This is a genomic window from Streptomyces sp. 8L (genome assembly GCF_020176795.1).
Taxonomy (GTDB): Bacteria; Actinomycetota; Actinomycetes; order Streptomycetales; family Streptomycetaceae; genus Streptomyces.
In genome coordinates, this window is record NZ_JAIUKE010000577.1 from 1 (window position 1) to 6,326 (window position 6,326).

4 protein-coding genes and 1 pseudogene are annotated in these 6,326 nt (G+C 71.3%); all 5 read right to left on the reverse strand.

What is annotated here, in order from left to right:
- Positions 1–593: pseudogene (locus LCE31_RS34755) on the reverse strand (hypothetical protein); the annotation flags it as partial.
- A gap of 5 nt (positions 594–598) precedes the next feature.
- Complete coding sequence (locus tag LCE31_RS34760; protein WP_225021664.1) at positions 599–2,056, reverse strand: ATP-binding protein; 1,458 nt, start codon at positions 2,054–2,056, stop codon at positions 599–601.
- A gap of 181 nt (positions 2,057–2,237) precedes the next feature.
- Complete coding sequence (locus tag LCE31_RS34765; protein ID WP_225021666.1) at positions 2,238–3,791, reverse strand: SCO6880 family protein; 1,554 nt, start codon at positions 3,789–3,791, stop codon at positions 2,238–2,240.
- A gap of 6 nt (positions 3,792–3,797) precedes the next feature.
- Entirely contained in the window at positions 3,798–5,144 is a 1,347-nt protein-coding gene (locus LCE31_RS34770; RefSeq protein WP_225021668.1) for a hypothetical protein, read from the reverse strand.
- The gene (locus LCE31_RS34775) at positions 5,134–5,976 is read right to left on the reverse strand and encodes a hypothetical protein (RefSeq protein ID WP_225021670.1); all 843 of its coding nucleotides are present in this window, start codon (positions 5,974–5,976) and stop codon (positions 5,134–5,136) included. Before LCE31_RS34775 ends, LCE31_RS34770 begins: the two co-directional genes overlap by 11 nt.
- Between the last annotated feature and the right edge of the window lie 350 nt (positions 5,977–6,326).

Consider the following 6,326-nt stretch of genomic DNA (forward strand, 5'->3'; position numbering starts at 1 on the left):
GTGTGGGGCTGCCGAGGTGGTTCCGGTTGGGCTTGGGGTTGGGGCGTTGTCGTAGGGGGAGTGGTGGCGGCTGGGTCGGGGCCGTGGGTGCGGGCGTACGCCAGGCGGCGGGCGCGTTCGCGGCGCGCGGCCCGTACGGCACGCCAGCGGGTCACGGTGCCCAGGGTGAAGACCGTGAGGACGGTCAGCACCATCAGCTGGCTGATCAGCAGACCCCAGAACAGGCCGTAGCCGGAGAGCTGGTGCGGCGGGGTGGCGGGCCAGGCGCCGGCGAGGTCGTGCGGCCGGGTGACGAGAGCTCGTATGGCGGTCGGTGTGCGCGTGAAGGCCAGACCGTCCGGCCAGGAGCCGTGGGTGAACAGGCCGCCGAGACCGGTCGCCGTCCAGACGAGGACCGCGAGACCCAGGAGGAACCCGATCAGGCCGAGCAGCAGGCCGTCGGGGATACCGCCTTGGCGGCCGCCGCCGGGCCGCCCGCCGCCCCTGTTGCCACGGGCCGACCGGTACGGCGCGTCGGATCGGTCGGATTGGTCGAATTGGTCCGATCGGTAGGACGGGTCGGAGCGGTCCGGCCAGTCGTCTCGGGGGTCCATGGGCCTCACGCCACCGTCGACTCGGAGGACTCGTTGAGCCGGCGCTGATGCTCCAGATAGGCGGCGCGCTGCTCCGCCTCCCACTCGGCGGCCTGGATGTCCTCGGGCAGGTTCTCGGTGGGCAGCAGGCCGTTCTCGTCGTCCGCGGGGCCGGTGCCGCCCGAGTCCTCCGTCATGGCGCGGTCGGTGAAGACGAGCGGTCGTTCGGCCTCGGTGACGAGGTGTTTGACGACCTGCACGTTGCCGTTGACGTCCCACACGGCGATGCCGGGGGTGAGGGTCGGGATGATCTCGACGGCCCAGCGCGGCAGGCCCAGTACGCGGCCGGTGGCGCGCGCCTCGTCGGCTTTCTGCGCGTAGATCGTCCGGGTGGAGGCCATCTTGAGGATGGCCGCGGCTTCCTTCGCTGCGGCGCCGTCCACGACGTCGGAGAGATGGTGCACGACGGCGACGAAGGACAGGCCGAGGCGGCGGCCGAACTTCAGGAGGCGCTGGAACAGCTGCGCCACGAACGGGCTGTTGATGATGTGCCAGGCCTCCTCGACGAGGAAGATGCGCTTCTTCCGGTCGGGGCGAATCCAGGTGTGTTCCAGCCAGACGCCGACGATCGCCATCAGGATCGGCATCGCGATCGAGTTGCGGTCGATGTGGGAGAGGTCGAAGACGATGAGCGGGGAGTCGAGGTCGATGCCGATGCTGGTGGGGCCGTCGAACATGCCGCGCAGGTCGCCGTCGACCAGGCGGTCGAGGACGAGTGCCACGTCGAGGCCCCAGGCCCGTACGTCGTCTATGTCGACGTTCATGGCCTCGGCGGACTCGGGTTTCGGGTGGCGCAGCTGGTCCACGATGTCCATGAGCACGGGCTGGCGCTCGGTGATGGTCTCGTTGACGTAGGCGTGGGCGACCTTGAGCGCGAAGCCGGACCGCTCGTCTAGGCCGTGGCCCATGGCGACCTCGATGATGGTGCGCAGCAGGGCCAGCTGGCCGGTGGTGGTGATGGCGGGATCGAGGGGGTTCAGGCGGATGCCGTCGTCCAGGGCGGCCATCGCGTCGAGCCGGATGGGGGTTATCCCCAGCTGCCGCGCGATGAGGTTCCACTCGCCGGCGCCGTCCTCGCCCTGGGCGTCGAGGACGACGACCTGCCGGTCGCGGAAGCGGAGCTGGCGCAGGACGTACGTCTTCTCCAGGGCGGACTTGCCGTTGCCGGACTCGCCGAGGACCAGCCAGTGCGGGGCGGGCAGCTGCTGCCCGTACAGCTGGAACGGGTCGTAGATGTAGCCCTTGCCGCTGTACACCTCGCGGCCGATGATCACACCGCTGTCGCCGAGGCCCGGTGCGGCCGTCGGCAGGTAGACGGCCTGGGCCTGGCCCGTCGACGTGCGGACGGGCAGCCGGGTGGTCTCCACAGCTCCGAACAGGAAGCTGGTGAACGCGTCCGTGATGATGGACAGCGGATCTTTCATCGCGGACCCCTTTCGGCTCGGCGGTGGGAGCGGGGCGGTCGGTTGCGGTGGTGCGGGTGGCTTGCGTGTTGCGGGTGGTGCGGGTTGGACGTCTCGTACGGGTTGAGCGGGGTGAACGTTCTGCGGGTGCCGCGGGTGTACGGGGTGTGGCGGGCGTTGCGGAGGGGTAGCGGGGTGGCCGTCACCGGCGGATTCCGGTGGCGAAGGGCAGGGTGTTCACGAAGGCCCTGTGGTGCTCGCGGTCGCACCACTCCAGCTTGAGGTAGGACTTTCCGGCGGACGCCCTGATCGTCCGCTTGTCGCGGGCGAGGGCCTCGGGCGATCGGGAGGACACCGTGATGTACCCGACGAGGTTGACGCCCGCAGCGCCGCTGGCCAGATCTTCACCCCGCTGGTCGAGCCGGCCGTGGGCGGCGATGTCGCGCGGGTCGACCGTACGGTTCATCTTCGCGGCGCGGCTGGCTTCCGCCTCGTCGTTGGTCTTCTCGGTGAGCATGCGCTCGATGGCGATCTCGGTGGGTTCCAGGTCCATCGTGACGGCGACCGTGCGGATCACGTCGGGGGTGTGGACGAGCAGCGGGGCGAGGAAGTTCACGCCGACGGGCGTCATCGGCCATTCCTTGACCCAGGCCGTGGCGTGGCACCAGGGGGCGCGGGTGGCCGACTCGCGGGTCTTGGCCTTCAGATGGGTGGGCTCGACGGCGTCGAGCTCGGCGGGCCAGGCGTTTCGTTTCGTCATGGCCTGGATGTGGTCGATGGCGTGGTCGGGGTCGTACATGGAGTGCACGAGCGACGCCAGGCGGGCCTGGCCGAGGGGCTGGCGCACCCGGATGTCCGCCTCCGCGAGGCGGGCGCAGATGTCGGTCAGCTCGCGGGCCATGACGATGGCGAGGCCCGCGTCCCGGTCGAGGCGGCGTCCGGAGCCGGCGGTCCTGGAGGCGCGGGCCATGGTCTGTGCCTCGGCCGCCAGTTCGCGGTTGAAGTGCATACAGGCGACGAGGTACGCGCGGTGCTGCTCGCTGGAGGTGGACACCATCGACTGGAGCTGGTCGTAGGAGTCCTGGAGCCAGTGCGGGGAATTCGTGTCGCCGCGCTGCGCCACGTCCTTGGCGTGAGCGTCCGGGTCGGCGGGGAGGGTGCGGGCGAGCATCTGGAGGCGGGTCACGAAGCCGTCGCCGTTGGCGACATGCTTCAGGAGCGTGCCGAACCGGTCGACGAGCGCCTCCTGGTCCTCGCTGTCGCGCAGGCCGACGCCCGGGCCCTCGATCTCGATCGCGGCCGTCACCGTACGGCGGTCGGCGTGCAGGAGTACGGCGATCTCGTCGGGGCCGAAGGGCGCGGCGAGCCAGTTGACATGGCCGATGCCGGGCGGCGGGCCGACCTCCACCTCGCGGCCGTCTGCGGACGTGCCCGCCTCCATGGCGGACGAGCGGTAGGTGGTGCCGCGCCGCAGGATGCGCTTGTAACTGCGGTTGATCTCGAACCACTTGTAGAACGTGCGGTGCTTGTACGGCACGTACACGGCGGCGAGGGCCAGCATGGGGAAGCCCATGAGGAACACGATCCGCAGCGACAGCACGGGCACGACGAGGCCGCTCATCATGCCGAGGAAGGCGCCGGCGATGATCAGGGCGATCTCGCCGGTCTCGCGGTTCTTGCCGACGATCGCGTTGGGCCTGGCCCGGCCGACGAGATACGTGCGACGGGGCGCGATGGGGTGGGACTGGGTCGTCAACGCCCTCTACCTCCTGCTGTTGGTGCCTGAGCCGCCGGAGCCGCCGCCCGGGCCGCCGCCCGTGGAGCGGGAGCCGTGCGGTGTGCCGCTGGTCGGACTTGAGCGGGGCGGGGGTGCGGCGGAGGGGACATGTCCGCCGCCGGCCCCGCCCCCGGACGGGCGCGAGCTGTGGGCGGCGACGCCGCCGCTCAGGGGGGGGGCGGGCCGGGCGCCCCCCCCCCCGCCGCCCCCGCCGCCGCCCCCCCGGGGGGCGCGGGTGGAGTGCGTCTTGATGCCCTGCGCGACCAGGTTGGCGGGGGAGGAGAGGACGGCGGCGGCCTGCGAGCCGTCGGTGGCCTGCTTGCGGCCCGCGCGCGAGGAGGAGATCTCGTCGCCGAAACCGGGGACGAAGCGATAGATCATGGCGGACGCGAAGATCGCGAGCAGGATGATGGCGAGGCCGGAGACGACGGCGGAGAACGCGTCGGGGCCGTTGTCGCCCGAGAGGGCGCCGGCGAGGCTCAGGACGACGACGATCACGGGTTTCACCATGATCACGGCGATCATGATGCCGGCCCAGCGGCGGACGTGGCCCCACATGTTCTTGTCGACGAGCCCCGCGTAGACGACGGTGCCGAGGAGCGCGCCGACGTAGAGGAGGGCCGCCCTTATGACGAGTTCGAGCCACAGGACGCCGGCCGCGAGGATCGACACGAGGGAGACGACGATCAGCATGATCGGGCCGCCGCCGATGTCGTTGCCCTTCTTCAGGGCGTCGGAGAACCCGCCGAAGAAGACGTCGGTCTGGCCGCCCGTGCTCTTCGAGATGACGTCGGTGACGCTGTCCACGGCCGAGACGACCGTGTAGAGGATCAGCGGGGTGAAGGCGGAGGCGAGGACCGTCAGCCAGAGGAAGCCGACGGCCTCCGAGATCGCGGTCGTCAGCGGTACGCCGCGCACGGCGCGCTTGGCGACCGCGAGCAGCCACAGGACGAGCGTGAGGATCGTGGACGCGGCGAAGACGACGGCGTACTGGCGCAGGAAGGACGCGTTCGTGAAGTCGACGTTCGCGGTCTCCTTGACGGCGCTGGACAGCTTTCCGATGGTCCACGCGGCGGCCTCGGCACAGCCGCGGCCGAGGGAGGAGAGAGGGTCGAGGGCGTCGGTGCCGGGGAGGCTGGTGCCGCCGCTGCCACCGGACTTGCAGTAGTCCTGTGCGAGGCCCTTCTGCGCGTCGCAGTCGACCGACGGGCCCGGGGACGGCGCGGCAGCGGCCCGCGTCGCGAGCAGGACGGCGGCGGCCTGGAGGCCCGCGAGTACGGTCACGACCGATCGGCCACGGAAACGGGAGCGGCCGTGGGAGCTACCTGGCATAGGTGAAGCCTCCGAACTGCTGGACAGCCTTGGTGATCTGATCCGCTGTGGAGGCCGTGTCGTCGCCGGGGACCGGGGCGGGGCCTTCCTTCTCCGTGTCGGAGGCGATCTTCCAGTCCTTGCCGGTCCACTGCAGCTGGAAGGTGCTGGTCTTCCAGGTGGTGGTGACCGGGTTCTTGGAGTCCGTGCCCGCCATGCCGATCAGGCCCGTGTACCAGACGCTGACCTTGGCCGCGCCCGTGCTGAAGCTCTCGACCTTGGTGCCCACCGGGATCGTGCGGGAGACGAAGGTGCTGCCCTGGGGGGCGTCGCCGTTCGCGTCGAGGCCGAGCTGGGCCAGGAAGGGGGTCGAGTAGGCGGCGTCGAGGCTGGTGGTGAGCTTGGCCGCGGCGGACGGGGTGTAGATCGTGGCGATGATCGCGTGGCGCTGGTCGGGGTGGAACATGCCGTCGGAGCCGAGGGCCACCGCGTAGTTGGCGGCGGCGCTGGCCGCGCCCTGCTGGTCGTTGGCGAAGCCGGCGGGAATGGTGGAGTCGGGGGCCGAGGTGCCCTTGACCGGCTTGGTGCCGCTCGGCGCGGTCGGGTCCGCCGCCGCGCCGGTGCCCGTACCGCGGTCGTTGCCGTCGGACGCGGAGTTATGGCTTCCGCCGCCTCGGTTCGCGAAGGCGATCGCCGCGATGAGCAGGACGACGACGCCGACGACCGTGATGACGGAGCGGGACATGCGCACGGGGCGGCGGGCGCCCCCGTAGCCGTCGCCGCCGCTCTCGGGCAGGCGGGTGCGTGTCTGCCCGCGGTCTCCGTGGTAGTCGTGCTCGTCGTCGAAGCTCATGTGCCAGTCCCCTTCACCGTGCGCGCCGACGCGTACGCCACGTACGACGGTAGCCCCGCGGGCCGTCGGCCGGGGGACCCGCGGTGACCCGGCGTCAGGGAAATCATTAACGCTCTCCGCGATCGCGAAGGCGGGAGCGAAGCCGCTCGCGGAGTCGTGCGCCGCGTCCCCCGGGGCGTCGCTCGCACCGTCGACTGCCGGGTCGCGTGCCGGGTTGCGTACGGGGTCGCCTGCGAGGCCGGGCGCGAGAGCCGTGGCGGGGCCGGTGGCGGTGGTGGCATCAGCGGGCGGGACATCGAAGGAGCGCATCCTCGGCGGGTGGGCGCGACGGTCGGGTATGGGGCGGGTGG

Excerpts from the sequence above, each read along its gene's own strand:
- LCE31_RS34760 (WP_225021664.1), bottom strand. The coding sequence starts at position 2,056 with ATGAAAGATCCGCTGTCCATCATCACGGACGCGTTCACCAGCTTCCTG.
- LCE31_RS34770 (WP_225021668.1), bottom strand. The coding sequence starts at position 5,144 with ATGCCAGGTAGCTCCCACGGCCGCTCCCGTTTCCGTGGCCGATCGGTC.
- LCE31_RS34775 (WP_225021670.1), bottom strand. The coding sequence starts at position 5,976 with ATGAGCTTCGACGACGAGCACGACTACCACGGAGACCGCGGGCAGACA.